This window comes from Mycobacterium sp. DL440 (assembly GCF_011745145.1).
In the GTDB taxonomy this organism is placed as follows: Bacteria; Actinomycetota; Actinomycetes; order Mycobacteriales; family Mycobacteriaceae; genus Mycobacterium.
In genome coordinates this window covers 1,667,651-1,682,900 of record NZ_CP050191.1, presented here as the reverse complement: position 1 = coordinate 1,682,900, position 15,250 = coordinate 1,667,651, and the positions used below count along the sequence as shown (strand labels likewise).

At 66.9% G+C, this 15,250-nt stretch carries 17 protein-coding genes; 9 read left to right on the top strand and 8 right to left on the bottom strand.

The window, feature by feature from the left end; all coding sequences use genetic code 11:
• The first annotated feature begins 27 nt into the window (after positions 1-27).
• Positions 28-702, top strand: a complete 675-nt coding sequence (locus HBE63_RS08355; RefSeq protein WP_166904334.1) for a TrkA family potassium uptake protein — start codon at positions 28-30, stop codon at positions 700-702.
• Positions 702-1,370 (top strand): TrkA family potassium uptake protein, encoded by a 669-nt coding sequence (locus tag HBE63_RS08350; protein WP_166904333.1) that lies wholly within the window; start codon positions 702-704, stop codon positions 1,368-1,370. The genes HBE63_RS08355 and HBE63_RS08350 overlap by 1 nt, the downstream gene beginning before the upstream one ends.
• Here the strand turns inward: HBE63_RS08350 and HBE63_RS08345 are convergent.
• Both HBE63_RS08345 and HBE63_RS08340 read right to left on the bottom strand, forming a co-directional pair.
• The gene (locus tag HBE63_RS08345; protein WP_166909544.1) at positions 1,367-1,987 is read right to left on the bottom strand and encodes a DUF3159 domain-containing protein; all 621 of its coding nucleotides are present in this window, start codon (positions 1,985-1,987) and stop codon (positions 1,367-1,369) included. The genes HBE63_RS08350 and HBE63_RS08345 overlap by 4 nt on opposite strands.
• A gap of 98 nt (positions 1,988-2,085) precedes the next feature.
• On the bottom strand, positions 2,086-2,457 hold the full coding sequence (locus HBE63_RS08340) for an OB-fold nucleic acid binding domain-containing protein (RefSeq protein WP_166904332.1): 372 nt from the start codon (positions 2,455-2,457) through the stop codon (positions 2,086-2,088).
• 134 nt (positions 2,458-2,591) lie between these two features.
• On the opposite strand from HBE63_RS08340, the gene HBE63_RS08335 reads away from it, so the two are divergent.
• Positions 2,592-3,311, top strand: a complete 720-nt coding sequence (locus tag HBE63_RS08335; protein ID WP_166904331.1) for an alpha/beta fold hydrolase — start codon at positions 2,592-2,594, stop codon at positions 3,309-3,311.
• A 9-nt stretch (positions 3,312-3,320) separates the two neighbouring features.
• On the opposite strand, the gene HBE63_RS08330 is transcribed toward HBE63_RS08335, so the two are convergent.
• Both HBE63_RS08330 and dut read right to left on the bottom strand, forming a co-directional pair.
• Entirely contained in the window at positions 3,321-4,127 is an 807-nt protein-coding gene (locus tag HBE63_RS08330) for a DUF3710 domain-containing protein (RefSeq protein ID WP_166904330.1), read from the bottom strand.
• Positions 4,127-4,591: a dUTP diphosphatase gene (gene dut / locus HBE63_RS08325; RefSeq protein ID WP_166904329.1), complete on the bottom strand. Its 465-nt coding sequence runs from the start codon at positions 4,589-4,591 to the stop codon at positions 4,127-4,129. Before dut ends, HBE63_RS08330 begins: the two co-directional genes overlap by 1 nt.
• A 25-nt stretch (positions 4,592-4,616) precedes the next feature.
• Between dut and HBE63_RS08320 the strand changes: the two genes are divergently transcribed.
• Entirely contained in the window at positions 4,617-5,096 is a 480-nt protein-coding gene (locus HBE63_RS08320; RefSeq protein WP_166904328.1) for a DUF3093 domain-containing protein, read from the top strand.
• Between the two features lie 60 nt (positions 5,097-5,156).
• On the opposite strand, the gene HBE63_RS08315 is transcribed toward HBE63_RS08320, so the two are convergent.
• The gene (locus HBE63_RS08315) at positions 5,157-5,459 is read right to left on the bottom strand and encodes a DUF4193 domain-containing protein (RefSeq protein WP_029111033.1); all 303 of its coding nucleotides are present in this window, start codon (positions 5,457-5,459) and stop codon (positions 5,157-5,159) included.
• Between the two features lie 165 nt (positions 5,460-5,624).
• On the opposite strand from HBE63_RS08315, the gene cei reads away from it, so the two are divergent.
• The gene (gene cei, locus HBE63_RS08310) at positions 5,625-6,275 is read left to right on the top strand and encodes an envelope integrity protein Cei (RefSeq protein ID WP_166904327.1); all 651 of its coding nucleotides are present in this window, start codon (positions 5,625-5,627) and stop codon (positions 6,273-6,275) included.
• On the opposite strand, the gene HBE63_RS08305 is transcribed toward cei, so the two are convergent.
• A complete protein-coding gene (locus tag HBE63_RS08305; protein ID WP_166904326.1) occupies positions 6,249-7,106 on the bottom strand; it encodes an inositol monophosphatase family protein in 858 nt (285 codons plus the stop codon). The two genes, cei and HBE63_RS08305, sit on opposite strands and share 27 nt — an antisense overlap.
• Positions 7,107-7,263: 157 nt before the next feature.
• Between HBE63_RS08305 and ppgK the strand changes: the two genes are divergently transcribed.
• Positions 7,264-8,085 carry a polyphosphate--glucose phosphotransferase gene (ppgK, locus tag HBE63_RS08300; protein ID WP_166904325.1) on the top strand — a complete coding sequence of 274 codons (822 nt, stop codon included), beginning with the start codon at positions 7,264-7,266 and terminating at the stop codon, positions 8,083-8,085.
• A 205-nt stretch (positions 8,086-8,290) separates the two neighbouring features.
• Entirely contained in the window at positions 8,291-9,721 is a 1,431-nt protein-coding gene (locus HBE63_RS08295; protein ID WP_166904324.1) for an RNA polymerase sigma factor, read from the top strand.
• A gap of 66 nt (positions 9,722-9,787) precedes the next feature.
• On the opposite strand, the gene HBE63_RS08290 is transcribed toward HBE63_RS08295, so the two are convergent.
• Complete coding sequence (locus HBE63_RS08290) at positions 9,788-11,245, bottom strand: histidine phosphatase family protein (RefSeq protein ID WP_243858562.1); 1,458 nt, start codon at positions 11,243-11,245, stop codon at positions 9,788-9,790.
• A 332-nt stretch (positions 11,246-11,577) separates the two neighbouring features.
• On the opposite strand from HBE63_RS08290, the gene HBE63_RS08285 reads away from it, so the two are divergent.
• Complete coding sequence (locus HBE63_RS08285) at positions 11,578-12,513, top strand: alpha/beta hydrolase (RefSeq protein WP_166909541.1); 936 nt, start codon at positions 11,578-11,580, stop codon at positions 12,511-12,513.
• A 54-nt stretch (positions 12,514-12,567) separates the two neighbouring features.
• Here HBE63_RS08285 and HBE63_RS08280 read toward each other — a convergent pair whose 3' ends face one another.
• Positions 12,568-14,214, bottom strand: coding sequence for an NAD(P)/FAD-dependent oxidoreductase (locus HBE63_RS08280; RefSeq protein ID WP_243858561.1), 1,647 nt, complete (start codon positions 14,212-14,214; stop codon positions 12,568-12,570).
• A gap of 256 nt (positions 14,215-14,470) precedes the next feature.
• Here HBE63_RS08280 and HBE63_RS08275 point away from each other — a divergent pair, with 256 nt between their 5' ends.
• Complete coding sequence (locus HBE63_RS08275) at positions 14,471-15,247, top strand: SDR family oxidoreductase (RefSeq protein ID WP_166904323.1); 777 nt, start codon at positions 14,471-14,473, stop codon at positions 15,245-15,247.
• The last annotated feature ends 3 nt before the right edge of the window (positions 15,248-15,250 follow it).

Genomic DNA, 15,250 nt, shown 5'->3' with positions numbered 1-15,250 from the left:
TCCTCTGCCACCGGAAAGGACCTTCGGGTGCGTGTAGTCGTCATGGGGTGCGGCCGGGTGGGTGCGTCCCTCGCAGACAGCCTGGCCCGCATCGGCCACGAGGTCGCGGTCATCGACCGGGACAGCACCGCTTTCCACCGGCTCTCGCCGGAGTTCGCCGGTGAACGTGTGCTCGGTATGGGTTTCGACCGCGACGTGCTGCTGCGCGCCGGCATCGAGGAGGCCGGAGCGTTCGCCGCGGTGTCCTCTGGCGACAACTCCAACATCATCTCGGCCCGAGTGGCCCGCGAGACGTTCGGCGTCGAGCGCGTGGTGGCGCGTATCTATGACGCCAAGCGTGCCGCGGTCTACGAGCGGCTGGGCATCCCCACCGTGGCCACTGTTCCGTGGACCACCGATCGTCTGCTCAACGTGCTGACCAGGGAGACCGAGACCACCAAGTGGCGGGACCCGTCGGGCAACGTGGGCGTGGCCGAACTTCCGCTGCACCAGGATTGGGCCGGGCACCTGGTCACCGACTTGGAGGCCGCGACGGGCGGCCGGGTGGCCTTCATGATCCGGTTCGGCAACGGGTATCTGCCCGAACCCAAGACCGTGATCCAGGCCGGCGATCAGGTGTACATGGCCGCGGTGTCCGGACACGTCGCCGAGGCGCTGGCCATCGCGGCACTGCCACCGAGCGACGACGTGGAGTCTCACTGATGAAGGTTGCCATCGCCGGGGCCGGGGCCGTGGGCCGCTCCATCGCCCGCGAGCTGCTTGAGAACAACCATGACGTGACGCTGCTGGAACGTAACCCCAGCCACATCGACGTCGATGCCATCCCGGCCGCGCACTGGCGGCTGGGCGATGCCTGTGAGCTCACCGTGATGGAGTCGGTCAAGCTCGAGGAATTCGATGTGGTGATCGCGGCGACCGGTGACGACAAGGTCAACGTCGTGGTCAGCCTGCTGGCCAAGACCGAGTTCGCGGTTCCGCGGGTGGTGGCCCGCGTCAACGATCCCCGCAACGAGTGGCTGTTCGACGAGAACTGGGGGGTGGACGTGGCGGTGTCGACGCCGCGCATGCTCGCCTCGCTCGTCGAGGAGGCCGTCGCGGTCGGCGATCTGGTGCGCCTGATGGAGTTCCGCAAGGGACAGGCCAACCTGGTCGAGATCACGCTGCCCGACGACACCCCGTGGGGCGGCAAGCCCGTCAAGCGGCTCGAGCTGCCCCGCGACACCGCACTGGTGACCATCCTGCGCGGAGCGAGGGTGATCGTGCCCGAATCCGACGATCCTCTTGAGGGTGGAGACGAGTTACTGTTCGTCGCCGTCACCGAGTCCGAGGACGAACTGCGCGAGCTGCTGCTGCGTGCGGCGCCGCGCTAAGACGGCGCTCCGGCACAGTCGGAGCCGTCGGCGCTCTGAACCGCGTCGTCGGCGTGTACGGCCCGCTGCGCAGCCCGGATGGCCAGATAGGTCACCAACGCGGCGACGGCGGTCAGCGGCCAGCCCATCGCGATGCGCGCGAAGCCCAACCAGCCCGTCTCGTTGGCGTCGTACAGATACTGCTGCACCAGGAACCTCGACCCGAACACCGCTACCCAGGTGAGGGTGGCGATGTCGAATGCCACCACCGCCTTACGAACATCGCGCCAAGCGCGGTCGTGGGTGTTCACCCAGCCCCAGATATAGCCGACCACCGGGCGCCGGATGATCACCGACACCCCGAACAGCACGGCGTAGACCAGCGAGCTCCAGATGCCAAGCAGGAAATAGCCTTTCGACTCGCCCACCACGTAGGCGATCAGGGCGCTGACGCCCACGGCGAAGAATCCCGACACAGCGGGCTGAACGGAGTCGCGGCGGATCAACCGCCAGATCAGGATCAGTGTCGCCACGCCGAGCGCGGCGACAATCGCCGGCATCAGCCCGAACGTCGTGGACACCGGGACGAACACCAGCACCGGCAGCGACGAATAGATCAGGCCGCTGATGCCGCCCATCTGGTCCAGCACTGCACGTCCGCCGCCGTGGGCAGGGGTCAGCGCCGGATCACTCTCAGGGGGTTGAGATGCGTCGCCGGTGTTCTGGTCGGCCTGACTCACTTCTGAATTTCGTAGCGGGGGTTGTAAATCGCCTTGGCGCCGTTCTCCAATTTGCCCACCCGGCCGTGCACCCTCAGCGTGCAACCGGATTCGATGCCCGGAATGCGGCGTTGTCCCAGCCACACCAGCAACACCGTGTCAGTACCGTCGAACAACTCGGCCCTGATGCCGCCGGAACACCCCTTGCCGTTACATTCCACGCTGCGCAGGGTGCCGACCATCGTCACTTCCTGGCCGCGCTGGGCGTCGATGGCCTTCAGCGCGCCGGTGTTGGCGGCGTCATCGCTGAGCACTTCGACATCAAGCTGTTCGGGGTCTTCCGTCAGGCGTCGCGTAAGCCGGCGCAGATACCCTTCGGCCGTAGCCATGGCCTCTCCTGACCTTCTGCGGATCCTCTGTGAATCCGCCCAACCAACGCCACCGTAGACCTCTTGTTCACCGAATGCCACGTGGGGCGCGGGTCGGCACGCCGACGATTTGACCGGGCAGGCACGATCATGTGATGAGCGTCATCCTGCGCGGTGTCCCAACCGTTCTACTGCCCGGCACCGGGTCCGACGATAACTACGTCTACCGGGCATTTTCCGATGCGCTGCACGCCGCCGGCGCGCTGGTGGTGACCCCGCCGCCGACTCCGGACCGGCTCGTCGAGGGCTACCTGCAGGCGCTGGACGACGCCGCCCGGTCGGGCCCCATCGCGGTCGGCGGGGTGTCCATCGGGGCCGTCGTGGCAGTGCGGTGGGCGTTGGACCATCCCGGCCGGGCCGTGGCAGTACTGGCCGCTCTGCCGCCGTGGACGGGCACCTCCCAGCATGCCCCCGCCGCGCTGTTGGCCCGGCAGTCGGCGGATCTGCTGCGCCGGGACGGGCTGGCGGCCACCGTGGCGCAGATGCGGGCTTCCAGCCCGCCGTGGCTGGCCGACGAACTGGCCCGCTCCTGGGTCGGCCAGTGGCCCACTCTGCCCGACGCGATGGAGGAAGCGGCCGGTTACCGCGCACCCGGCAGTGCCGAACTCGAACAGCTTCGGATACCGATGGGCGTCGCGGTGGCAACCGACGACCCCGTGCACCCGGCCGAGGTCGGCTACGAATGGGTGGCCGCCGCGCCGCAGGCAGCGCTGCGCTCGGTCACGCTCGAACAGATGGGGCTCGAAACCGGCGTACTGGGCGCCGCATGTGTGGCGGCCCTGCGGGAGGCCGCCAGCGACACCGTCGCAAGCTGAGGCGGGGCCTCAGCCGCCGGTGATGGTGCGCAGCTGCTGCATCGCCGAGCCCTGCACACTGCGCCGCGCCGCCGGCTCGGCCGGCGGCTGATCCTGCGGCAGGGCCTGTGACGCCGAAGCGACCTGCTGGGCGGCCTGCTGCATCGCGGCCTGCTGCGCCGCGGTACGAAGCTGGGCAGCCATCGGCTCGGGCAACTCCACCTGCAGCGGCGTGCGTACCGGCAGGGGTGTCTCCCCGCGACGAATCACGGTGTCAGCCAATGACGCCCGTGCCTCGTCAGCCAGCGCGTCGATGGTTTCCGGAGCGCCGTTGACGACGCAGCGCACCATCCAGCGGTAGCCGTCGACGCCGATGAACCGCACCACACCGCCATTACCCACACCGACCACCTCGCGGCCCCATGGGCCGTCCTGGATGGCCACCGAGCTGGTGTCCTTGCGCAGCGACTCGGCAAGCTCACCGGCCACCTCACGCCACAGGCCGGCACTCTTGGGCGCGGCGTAGGCGGCGATGGTGAACCGCCCGTTAGGGGTCACCACCCATACCGCACTCGGCGCCCCGGCCTCGTTGAGCTCAACCTGCACCTGGCCGCCGTCGGGCATGGGGATCAGCACCGAGCCGAGGTCGAGCCGGCCCTGCACCGCGACGGCGGGGTCGTCGAAGTCCTCGACGTCGAACGGACCCTGGTCGTCAGCCCAGTCCTCGTCGCGGTCCTCGTCAGCCGGCTCTGCCGGCGCCGGCTGCTCGACCCGCACGCCATCGTTCTGATCAGCCTTGTCATCAGCCGCATCGTTCTTGCGTTTTCCGAATGCCATCACAAACTCGCATGTCCGCCGGAGGAACCGTGGCCGCCGTCGCCACGGGAGGTGTCAGCCAGGCCCGCCTCGTCGAACGAGGTCACCTCGACCAACTCGGGCAGTTCTACCCGCTGAACCAGCAGCTGGGCAATCCGGTCACCGCGGTTGATCACTATCGGCGTGTCGGGATCGAGGTTGATCAGCGAAACCTTGATCTCGCCGCGGTAGCCGGCGTCAATGGTGCCCGGGCTGTTGACGATCGAAAGACCCACGCGTGCAGCCAAACCCGAGCGTGGGTGGATCAGACCCACCATTCCGTGCGGGACGGCTACCGCGACGCCGGTGGGCACGAGCTCCCGCTGCCCGGGGGCCAGCTCGACATCGCGCGCGCTGTAGAGGTCTACGCCCGCGTCACCATCGTGCGCCCGGCTGGGCATCGGTAGTTCGCGGTCCAATCGGACGACCGCCAGAGAGGTGGACACGACGTCACAGATTACTCTGAGCCGCGTGTCAGACACGCGCGCAACCACCCAAAGCGTTCACTACCGCGAACGTTTGTGGGTGCCGTGGTGGTGGTCGCTTCCCGCTGCGGTGCTGGCAGGAGTGATCGCATTCGAGATCGGCCTGGCTGCTCCGGCCATTCCGGCATGGTTGCCGTACGTGCTGCTCTTCGGCGTGGCGGCGGCCGTGCTGATGTGGTTCAGCAAGACCGAATTGAAGGTGGTCCGCGACGGGGAGGACGACACCGAGTTGTGGATCGGTGACGCACACCTGCCGACGAGCGTCATCTCCCGCGCCGCGGAGGTGCCGCGGTCCGCGAAGTCCGCCGCACTCGGCCGCCAGCTCGATCCCGCTGCCTACGTCGTGCACCGGGCGTGGGTGGGCCCGATGGTCCTGGTGGTGCTCGACGATCCGGATGACCCCACCCCGTACTGGTTGATCAGTTCGAGGCATCCGGATCGCGTCCTGGCTGCGCTCCGCGGCTGAGCCGCGAATCCAGTTGCAGCGGCTGAGCCGCGAATCCAGTTGCAGCGGCTGAGCCGCGAATCAGGCGGCGCAGTCCGTGCAGATCATCACCCCGTTCTTCTCGCTTGCCAGCCGGCTCCGGTGATGCACCAGAAAACAGCTGGAGCAGGTGAATTCGTCGGCCTGCTTCGGGACCACCCGTACCGATAATTCCTCGCCGGACAGGTCTGCGCCCGGCAGCTCGAACGACTCGGCAGTTTCTGTTTCGTCAACATCCACCACCGCGGACTGTGCCTCGTTGCGCCGCGCCTTGAGCTCCTCGAGCGAATCCTCAGAAACCTCGTCTGCTTCGGAACGCCGTGGAGCGTCGTAGTCGGTAGCCATCGTCTGTGTCCCCTCCCTTACCTTGCAGCAGAGCTTTGTACCAGCGTCGAACGCATTCCCCAAATGATTCGTGCCCGTATTGCCACACGTTTCAGTGTGATTTACCTCACAATACCGTCTGAGCTCTGCTGCGTCGGCGAACGCGGTTGCCCTTAGAGTGCAGGTGTGGTCGCAGAAATCACCGATGGAGCCGCCTTCGACCGTCACGGTCGACCGTTCCGTCGGCGCAGTTTCGTTCCCGGCATTGTGTTGTTCGTCGCACTTGCGGTGGTGACGATGATCGTGTGGATCATCGCGCTCAACCAACCGACAGACGTGCACGAGGCCACGGTGTGTAACAACCCGCCGCCGGCCGCCGATCCGGCAGCCCCCAAGCTCGGCGAGCAGGTGGCCAACTCGGCGATGACCGAAGTCACGCCGGCACCGCTGGCCGAGACCCGGATCCGGGTGCTCAACGCCAGTGGCCAGGGCGGCCAGGCGGGCGAGGTGGCCGGAGCGCTGCGCGATCTGGGCTTTGCCCAACCCGAGGCGGCAAACGACCCGATCTACGCCAACACCCGGCTGGAATGCCAGGGCCAGATCCGGTTCGGCCCGTCCGGCCGTGCCGCCGCCGCAGCGGTATGGCTGGTGGCTCCGTGCACCGAACTGTTCCAGGACGAAAGGCCGGACGCCACAGTCGATCTGGCGCTCGGCACCGAGTTCAGCGAACTCACCAGCAACGATGACATCAAGGCCGTGCTGGCCAGCCTGCGGCCCGACGCCACTGCCCCGTCGGATTCCGCGCTGCTGTCAAAGATCCATACCGGCACCTGCTAGCGCGTCGTGCAGGACGTCGGCGACACCCGGCGCCGACGCCGCCACGAACTCGGCACCGGGAGCGTCCGGCAACCACACCGTCGCACCGGCTTCGGCGGCGATCAGCGCCGCCGCGGCCCAGTCCCAGACCTGGACACCCTCTTCGTAATAGGCGTCCAACCTGCCTGCGGCGACCATGCACAGGTCGAGCGCACACGAGCCGATGCGGCGCACGTCGCGCACGGCGGGCAGGACCCGGGCCAGTACACCGGCCTGCCTCGCTCGCCGGGCGGGATCGTAGGCGAACCCGGTACCCAACAGCGCCATCGACAGTTTCTCGACGGCACTGCACCGCAGCGGCGTCCGCACCCCGGCCCGCACCACCTCCGCGCCGTGCCCGAGGGCGGCCGAGTACACCTCACCGGCAGGCACATTCGCCACGGCTCCGGCCACCGACCGGCCGTCGTACTGCACGGCCACCGACACCGCATAGGCCGGGATCCCATAGACGAAGTTCACCGTGCCGTCGATCGGGTCGATCACCCAACTCAGTCCGTCACGGCCCTCCTGCTGACCGCCCTCCTCCTCCCCCAGGATCGCCTCTGACGGCCGCAACACCGCCAGCCGCTCGCGCAGCCATCGTTCGGTTTCGGTGTCGACGATCGTGACGGGGTCGGTCGGGGTGCTCTTAGATCTGACAGTCCGGACATCGTCACGTACCCCGGCACCGTCGGGATTCGCGACGGTGCCGAACACCTCGGCGCGCCGGCGCGCGACGAACTCTGCGGCTTCGGTGGCGAGTTGCTCGGCCACCACCCTCAGTGCGGGAGCATCGAAACTGTTGTCGGTCACGGCTCTATCGCAACACCTTCTGACCGAAAAGTCGCTTCCAGGGGATGGCCGACCGCACGCGCGGGCGTTGGCGAACTACTAGGGTGGGGGCGCGCCTTGGTTTGTCCCTCACGCTGTCCGACAGCCTCCTCACTGCCTGTCCCACAAAGGAGCACCCATGACCGCACCCGACGCGCCCGCCGCAGATCCGGTTCCCACCGCGCCGCCCCAACGCCGCGGATTCGGTGTCGACGTCGGCGGCAGCGGGATCAAGGGCGGCATCGTCGACCTCGACACCGGACAACTCGTCGGCGAGCGGTTCAAACTCGACACGCCGCAGCCGTCCACCCCGGAATCCGTGGCGAAGACGGTGGCTGCGGTGGTGGCCGAGTTCGGCTGGACCGGCAAGGTGGGCGTCACCTACCCGGGGGTGGTCACCGAAGGCATCGTGCGGACCGCGGCCAATGTCGACAAGGGTTGGATCGGCGTGAACGCCTCCGAGGTGATCAGCACCGCGCTCGGCGGACTGCCGGTGCGCGTGCTCAACGACGCCGACGCGGCGGGTCTGGCGGAGGAACACTACGGGGCGGGCAAGGACAACTCCGGTGTCGTGGTACTCCTGACCTTCGGCACCGGCATCGGCTCGGCAGTGATCCACAACGGTGTGTTGTTGCCCAACACCGAGTTTGGTCACCTGCAGGTAGACGGCAAGGAAGCCGAGCACCGCGCAGCGTCGTCGGTCAAGGAGCGCAAGGAGTGGAGTTACGCGCGCTGGAGCGAAGAGGTGAACAAGGTTCTGGTGACCATCGAGAACGCGATCTGGCCGGACCTGTTCATCGCCGGCGGGGGCATCAGCCGCAAGTCGGACAAGTGGCTACCGCTGCTGAAGATCCGAACCCCGATTGTGCCCGCCACGCTGCTCAACACCGCCGGCATCGTGGGCGCGGCCATGGCCAGTGAGGATCCGTGGCCCGCCGGCGCGCAAGCTACCGCCGGGTAACTTTGCCGCATCGGCCTGGTCCGGTGTCGAAATTTGCCGCTCGGCACGGTGAACTCCCACACTGTCGTTACAATGGTCCTCGGCGGCCGCCTACCGAATAGCGGTGAATATCCCAGCCGATAAGAACGCCAACATTCGATAGCAGACACTTTCGGTGGAGTATGCCCATATCCACCGAGAATTACGTGAGACCGAAAGGGTGTACGTGGCAGCGACAAAAGCAAGCCCGGCGACCGAAGAGCCGGTGAAGCGCACCGCTACCAAGACTCCCGCCAAGAAGGCCCCGGCCAAGCGGGCAGTCAAGAGCACCGCGGCCAAGGCCGAGGGCGGCGCCGCCACCAAGCGCGCCCCTGCCAAGAAGGCGCCCGCGAAGAAGGCCACGAAGGCCGCGGCGGGCAAGCCCGAGGACGTCAACGACGATGTGGAGACCACCGACGACCTGGAGGCAGGTCCGGGCGAGGAGCTCGACGTCGAAGACACCGACCTCGAGCTCGACGATGAGCTCGGCACCGACGATGACGTCGAGGAGTCCGGCGACGACGAGGACGAGGAAGACAAGGACGCCAAGCCCGCCGCACCGGCTACGGGCAAGGCGGCCAAGGCACAAGAAGAGCATCCCGAGCCGTCCGAGAAGGACAAGGCCTCCGGCGACTTCGTCTGGGACGAGGAAGAGTCCGAGGCACTGCGGCAGGCACGCAAAGACGCCGAGCTGACGGCCTCGGCCGACTCGGTCCGCGCCTACCTCAAGCAGATCGGCAAGGTTGCCCTCCTCAACGCCGAGGAAGAAGTCGAGCTCGCCAAGCGCATCGAGGCCGGGCTGTTCGCCACCCAGAAGATGGCCGAGTTCGCCGAGAAGGGCGAAAAGCTCACCACTCAGGTGCGACGCGACTTCCAGTGGATCTGCCGTGACGGCGACCGTGCGAAAAACCATCTGCTGGAAGCCAACCTGCGTCTGGTCGTGTCGCTGGCCAAGCGCTACACCGGCCGCGGCATGGCGTTCCTGGACCTGATCCAGGAAGGCAACCTGGGCCTGATCCGCGCGGTCGAGAAGTTCGACTACACCAAGGGCTACAAGTTCTCGACGTACGCCACCTGGTGGATCCGTCAGGCCATCACCCGCGCCATGGCCGACCAGGCCCGCACCATCCGTATCCCGGTGCACATGGTCGAGGTGATCAACAAGCTGGGCCGTATCCAGCGTGAGCTGCTACAGGACCTGGGCCGCGAGCCCACGCCCGAAGAGCTGGCCAAGGAAATGGACATCACGCCGGAGAAGGTGCTGGAGATCCAGCAGTACGCGCGTGAACCCATCTCGCTGGACCAGACCATCGGCGACGAGGGCGACAGCCAGCTCGGTGATTTTATCGAGGACTCCGAGGCCGTGGTGGCCGTCGACGCCGTGTCCTTCACGTTGCTGCAGGATCAGCTGCAGTCCGTGCTGGAGACGCTGTCCGAGCGCGAGGCCGGCGTCGTCCGGCTGCGGTTCGGCCTCACCGACGGCCAGCCCCGTACGCTCGACGAGATCGGCCAGGTCTACGGCGTCACGCGTGAGCGCATCCGTCAGATCGAGTCCAAGACCATGAGCAAGCTGCGCCACCCCAGCCGCTCCCAGGTGCTGCGCGACTACCTGGACTAGTCCTCTCGCGTAGCCGAGACAGACAACGAGATCGGCCCCCTCCGCCTGGCGGAGGGGGCCGATTTCTTACTTGCTGTCAGAGTCGGACGATGCCTTGTCGGAGCCGGCGGCGGCACGCGAAGCGCTTGGCGCGCCGACACTCTCGGACATCTTCTTGGTGGCGTCGTTGATGCCGGCGACCGAGGACTTCACCGTGGACCTGAGCTCGTCGGTGACATCGGAAACCGCGGTACGAACCTGCTCGCGAGTGCGCTTGACGTCGGCGAACGCCTTTCCAGGCCTGACCAAGTTGCCAGCGGTCAGGTCGGTGGCACCGTTGCCCCGTAGCGCGGAGGTCACCTTCCGGGCCACGCTGGTGCGATCGGAACCCTCCGAATCCGAGGCATCCTTCGGGTCGGCCACCGGAGCAGCCAGCGACTTGAGCATGTCCTTGGCCGAATCGAAGTTCGGGACAATGCTCTTGGAGTCGGACACCTTGCCCATGTCGGACACCTTGTCCGTGAGCTCCGACGCCGGACCGGGATCCGGATTGCGGGCCTCGCCGATGAACTTGTCGACACGCTTGATGACCTCGTCATTGATCGCGCGGTTGAACTTGGTCACCGAGGACGCCGCATCGGCGACACTGCGGTTGATCGCCGTCGCAACCTTGATCACGTCACCGGTGGCAAAGGAATCCGTGACCTGCTTCATGGCCGCTTCGAGCTGCCGGGTCAGCGTCCGCATCTGAAGCCCGACCTCGTGCCCGAATGTCGGCTCAGGGCTGAACCGCTGGCCGTTCCAGTCCGTTAGTACCCAGCCGTCCTCGGGATTGCCCTCGATCACCACGTAGTCGGTGTTGCCCAGCGCGTGCTGGCTCAGCAGCATGCCCTTCTCCGCCAGCGTGAGGTTCTTGGCGTTCATCATGGTCCAGAACATCATGGTGCCGCCGTGCGAGAACACGATGACGTTGCGGTCGCCCTTGTCGTACATCGTCTTCAACGCGCCCTCGACGCGACTGTCGAACTCATTGCCGTCGATCGAACCCGGGATACGCGCCCCGAGCTGACCGGCGAACGCCCAGGCGATCGGGGCCTTGAGATAACCGTCGAGCGCACCGCTCTCGGGCGTGCCCTCGTAGTCGCCTGCCTCGATCTCCTGCAGGCCGGGGAGCACCTGTATCGGCAGACCCAGATAGGCCGACATCGGTTCGGCGGTCTGCTGGGTACGGATCATCTGCGACGCGTAGATGGCGTCGTAGTTGTTGTCCCCCAGCTTGTCGACCACTGCCTGGGCCTGCTCCTGCCCCAGCGGGGTGAGCGACGGACCGGGCGTCGAGGTGTCGATGTTCCCCGATGTGTTGCCCGCGGACTGACCGTGCCGCACGAAAGTGACCCGCATGTTCTCAGCCGCCCATGCGGGCAGCACAGACATCACGAAGAAGCCGAAGGCAGTCAGCAGGATGCCAAGGCCTCTCCATGCCGTTCTCGAACGACGACGTACAGCGGGTACGGAGCCGTTGTCGAACTTGCTATGTCGGTCCATTTCCTCTCCATCTATTAGGTTGTCGAGCACGCCGTGGCGGCGGCTCAGGTTGCCCGGCCGAATGCGACTCCCCGACTGTGGATTTCGCCGAGCGCCGTCTCCGGTGTGTCGATCGCCTCACTGGGCCAGGCCATGTGATGGTCCACACTCGCGGTGCGACCGGGGCCCGCAGTCCCGCTCAGCGGTACAAGACCAGCCTCAATCGTGCTGGCCGAGAGCCGGATCCCGTGAGTCCCGCTGCGCGGAACACCCGGACCAGGGCCGGCGCCGGCGTGGTTTGGTGAGCCAAAGGTCCCGTTGCCGTGCACGGACAACTCGACGAACAGGCGGAGATGAAAGTCGATCCGGAAATCGCAGAACTGCTGCCCGTACTGAATACCGGTTTCCCTGCCGTCGAGACGATGAGCGGCGCCGAGGCCAGGGCCGCCGTGCGGTCCCGGTATCGAGCATCGGACCGTCCGCAGCCGATCGGCGCGGTCGAGGAGCGGACGATACCGGGGCCCGAGGGCGATGTTCCCGTCCGGATCTACTGGCCGGAAACGCCTTCCGGTGCCCCGGCACCCGTGGTGCTGTTCGCCCACGGCGGTGGATTCGTGTTCTGCGACCTCGACACCCACGACGATCTGTGCCGGGACCTGTGCAACGGCATCGGTGCGGTGGTGGTGTCCGTCGACTACCGGCTGGCACCCGAAGCGCGGTGGCCTGCCGCGGCCGACGACGTGTACGCCGCATTGTGCTGGGTCGCTCGTACGGCCGGTGAACTCGGCGCCGACGCGTCTCAGATTGTCGTCGCGGGCGACAGCGCGGGCGGAAATCTCGCCGCCGTCACCGCGATCCTCGCTCGCGATCGCGGTGGTCCGGACATCGCGTGCCAGGCACTGTTGTATCCGGTGATCGCCGCGGACTTCGACACCGAGTCCTACCGCCGGTTCGAGGCGGGGTACTACAACACCCGCGCCGCCATGGCGTGGTACTGGGACCAGTACGTGCCGGATGCGGGCGACCGCAGCCACCCCCATGCATCGCCGCTGCGGGCGGATCTGTCGGGGCTGCCGGCCGCGGTGGTGATCGCCGCGGGTTTCGACCCGCTGCACTCCGAAGGCGAAGACTACGCCGAAGTGCTTGCGGCCCAGGGTGTTCCGGTGGTGCACCGGAGTTACCCCGGCGCCATCCACGGGTTCATGACCATGCCGGCGCTGACCCTGGCCGGTACCGCCAGGCGGGAGGTGTGCGCCGACATCCGAGCGGCGCTGGACCGTGACGGCTGACCGACCCCTGTGTCGGAGGCCGGCGCCCGAAGCAGCCGGCCCCCGCAGGGACCGCTAGGCGGTCAGATCTTGGTGGATGTCGAAGCCCTTGTAGCCCGCTGCCGCGACGTCGGCGATGATCTCGCCGTACACGCCGAAGCCGCCGACGAACGGCATGAACACCCGCGGCTTGCCCGGGATGTTCGCCCCGAGGTACCACGAATTGGCCTGCGGCATGAGCGTTCCGGCAGCACGTCGAGTGCATTCGGCCACCCACTCGGCTGCGGCGTCCTCGCGGGCCTCGATCGCCGGAGCTCCCTGGGCGTCGAGGTAGGCGATCGCATCGGCCACCCAGTTCAGGTGCAGCTCCGAATGCAGCACCATGTTGGCCAGCACCGAGGGGGCGCCCGGACCGGCGATGTTGAAAAGGTTCGGGAAGCCCGGGACACCGAGACCGAGGTAGGTCGCGGGCCCTTCTGCCCACGCCTCGTTCAGGGTTCGACCGCCCCGGCCCACCACGTTGAGCTTCTGAACCGAACCGGTCATGGCGTCGAATCCGGTGGCCAGCACCAACGCATCCACGTCGTAATGCGCATCGGTGGTGTCGATACCCGACGCGTCGATCCGCTCGATCGGCGTCGCCCGCAGATTCACCAACGAGACGTTGTTCCGGTTGAAGGTCTGGAAGTAGTTGTCGTCGGTGCAGATTCGCTTTGCGCCGATCGGATGATCCTTCGGGATCAGCACGTCGGCCACCGCCGGATCGTCGATCACCGCCTGCACCTTCTGTTCCCAGAACAGCCGGGCGGTGTCGTTGGCCTCCATGGTGACCAACTGGTCCGGGAAGGCTTTGGAGAACAACACCCCGCCCAGTTCCCAGCGCCGCTCGTAAGTCTGCCGCAGTTCGTCGGCGGAGACGTCCAGGGCGGACTCGGGGTGAGGCTGATGCGGTGAGCCGCCCCCGCTGAGCATCGAGAGCCTGCGCCGCTCGACATACCCGGCCTTCTGGGCGGCGCGCGTTTCATCGTCGAGCGGAATGTTGCCGGCCGGCACGCTGTAGTTCGGGGTGCGCTGGAAGACGAAGAGCTCTTCGGCCTGCTTGGCGATGTGCGGGATCGCCTGGATGCCGGAAGATCCGGTGCCGATCACGCCGACCCGCTTGCCGGTGAAATCAACGCCTTCGTGCGGCCAGTGCGCGGTGTGGTAGACGTCGCCCGCGAACGAATCAAGGCCCTCGATCGCCGGGATGTTCGCATTCGACAGCGGCCCGACCGCCAGGATGCAGAAGCGTGCGAAGACCACGTCGCCCCGGTCGGTGCGAACCTCCCAGCGCATCGTCTTCTCGTCGAGCACCATGTCGGTCACCCGGGTCTCGAACGAGATGTCACGCCGCAGGTCGAACCGGTCGGCCACGTGGTTGAGGTACGCCAGGATCTCGGGTTGGGTGGCGTACTTCTCGGTCCAGTTCCACTCCTGTTCGAGGTCCTTGTCGAACGAGTAGGAGTAGTCGACGCTTTCGACGTCGCACCGGGCGCCCGGATAGCGGTTCCAATACCAGACACCGCCCACGCCGTCAGCGGCCTCGAATACCCGGACCGAAAGGCCCTGCCCGCGAAGGCGATGCAGTGCGTACAGCCCGGCGAAACCGGCTCCCACCACGACGACATCCACCGCGGTGGTGTTTTTTTCGGCGGTATCCGACGGAGCTGGCTGCGCTGTCACTATCGATGCCTTTCGCTTCAATGTTCGGTGCGTCACGTTACGAACCGGCGAGCGCAGCTGACAGCCGTTGTCTCACTCACCGGTACGAGGCAGTCCCAGCATCGTCGCAGCACTGCCCCACCCATTCCCGCTGAATGAGACTTTCCGCCATGCCGTCACCGCGACGAATATCGTTGCGTTCATACACCGGCGGTGCTGCGGCCAGGATCGACACACTGATTCCAGCCCAGGTTTACCCTGAAAGGAAATTGTTGGGATGCAAGCAGATTCGGACAGCTTGTCGGATGTCGTAGCGATCGTGACCGGCGGCGCCCGTGGCCTCGGCGCGTCGTTCGCTCGGCACGTCGTCGCACGCGGCGGCAAGGTGGTGATTTCGGACGTGCTCGATGACGACGGCGCCGCGCTGGCGGCCGAGCTGGGCAGCAACGCGTGCTATGTCCACCTCGACGTGACCGACGCGGCGCAGTGGCAGTCCGCTGTCGAGCTCACCCTGGCGGAGTTCGGCAAACTCAACGGCCTGGTGAACAACGCGGGCATCTCGACCGGCCAGTTCATCGAGCACGAGCCGCTCGACCATTTCCGCACGGTGCTCGAGGTGAACCTGGTCGGGGTCTTCAACGGCCTGCAGGCGGTCATCGCCCCGATGCGCGCCGCGGGCGGGGGTTCCATCGTCAACATCTCCTCGGCGGCCGGCCTGATGGGCCTGGCGCTGACGGCCGGCTACGGCGCTTCCAAGTGGGGCGTGCGCGGGTTGAGCAAGATCGCCGCCGTCGAACTGGGACCCGACCGCATCCGGGTGAATTCGGTGCATCCGGGCATGACATATACGCCGATGACCGCGCAGGTCGGCATCACACCGGGCGAGGGCAACTACCCCAACACCCCGATGGGCCGCGTCGGTGAGGCCGACGAGATCTCCGGCGCGATCGGTTACCTGTTGTCCGACGCCTCCTCCTATGTCACCGGCGCCGAGATCGCCGTCGACGGCGGCTGGACCGCCGGTCCGACCGTGAAATACGTGATGGGACAGTGATCG

What these genes read in the sequence shown, in the direction of transcription:
- HBE63_RS08350 (WP_166904333.1), top strand. Translation starts at nt 702, where the DNA reads ATGAAGGTTGCCATCGCCGGGGCCGGGGCCGTGGGCCGCTCCATCGCC.
- HBE63_RS08345 (WP_166909544.1), bottom strand. Translation starts at nt 1,987, where the DNA reads ATGGGCGGCATCAGCGGCCTGATCTATTCGTCGCTGCCGGTGCTGGTG.
- HBE63_RS08340 (WP_166904332.1), bottom strand. Translation starts at nt 2,457, where the DNA reads ATGGCTACGGCCGAAGGGTATCTGCGCCGGCTTACGCGACGCCTGACG.
- HBE63_RS08335 (WP_166904331.1), top strand. Translation starts at nt 2,592, where the DNA reads ATGAGCGTCATCCTGCGCGGTGTCCCAACCGTTCTACTGCCCGGCACC.
- HBE63_RS08330 (WP_166904330.1), bottom strand. Translation starts at nt 4,127, where the DNA reads ATGGCATTCGGAAAACGCAAGAACGATGCGGCTGATGACAAGGCTGAT.
- HBE63_RS08315 (WP_029111033.1), bottom strand. Translation starts at nt 5,459, where the DNA reads ATGGCTACCGACTACGACGCTCCACGGCGTTCCGAAGCAGACGAGGTT.
- ppgK (WP_166904325.1), top strand. Translation starts at nt 7,264, where the DNA reads ATGACCGCACCCGACGCGCCCGCCGCAGATCCGGTTCCCACCGCGCCG.
- HBE63_RS08290 (WP_243858562.1), bottom strand. Translation starts at nt 11,245, where the DNA reads ATGGACCGACATAGCAAGTTCGACAACGGCTCCGTACCCGCTGTACGT.
- HBE63_RS08285 (WP_166909541.1), top strand. Translation starts at nt 11,578, where the DNA reads ATGAAAGTCGATCCGGAAATCGCAGAACTGCTGCCCGTACTGAATACC.
- HBE63_RS08275 (WP_166904323.1), top strand. Translation starts at nt 14,471, where the DNA reads ATGCAAGCAGATTCGGACAGCTTGTCGGATGTCGTAGCGATCGTGACC.